This is a genomic window from Mesorhizobium sp. M0195 (genome assembly GCF_040322115.1).
Taxonomy (GTDB): Bacteria; Pseudomonadota; Alphaproteobacteria; order Rhizobiales; family Rhizobiaceae; genus Mesorhizobium.
Genome location: NZ_JAMYSV010000092.1, coordinates 1 through 654 on the forward strand (window position 1 = coordinate 1; position 654 = coordinate 654).

A 654-nucleotide genomic window follows, 5' to 3' on the forward strand; every position below is an offset into this window, starting at 1 on the left:
GCGCGGTCGAGACGGCGCTGGCGCAGATCTGGGCGGAGCTTCTCGGTCTCGAGCGGGTCGGACGCCACGACAACTTCTTCGAGCTCGGCGGCCATTCGCTCCTGGCGGTGCAGTTGCTCAGTCGAGCATTAGATCTTGGGCTGAACTTTAGCGCCGCTGACCTCTTCCAAGCCCCTGTTCTGAAGGAACTTGCATCGAAGATTCATTTGGAGCCACAGTCCAGGAGTCGCGGAGTGATTTCCATTCGACCAACCGGATCGCAGCCACCGCTCTTCTTTGTCCCCACAGGTTTTGGCGATTGTTCCTACGTCCTCAGGTTGGTGGAGGAAATGGACGTAGACTGTCCCGTCTACGCTCTGCCATGGCCCCCCTTCAATAACCGTTGTCCACCAATTCTTGAGGCGATAGCCGCGGAGACCCTCGTGGCGATTAGAAAGATCCAGCCGCAGGGTCCGTATCGTTTCGCTGGATACTCATCAGGCGGGATCTTGGCTTACGCCCAAGCCCAGCTCTTACTGGGTCTCGATGAAGCTATCTCTTTCATGGCGTTGATCGATGTTACGTTACCTGCAAACGTGACAAAGATATCACCCATCCAAATGGTACGAGACGTCGTGCTCGATTCTTTTGAACCCTTAGATGATGAGAGCTTCG

The 654-nt window shown here is 55.7% G+C and carries 1 protein-coding gene; it reads left to right on the forward strand.

The genetic code is table 11. The annotated features are described in order from the left end of the window. Positions 1-26: 26 nt before the first annotated feature. Positions 27-654: thioesterase domain-containing protein (locus NKJ12_RS32155; protein WP_352707739.1), on the forward strand; the 628-nt coding region annotated here is incomplete at its 3' end.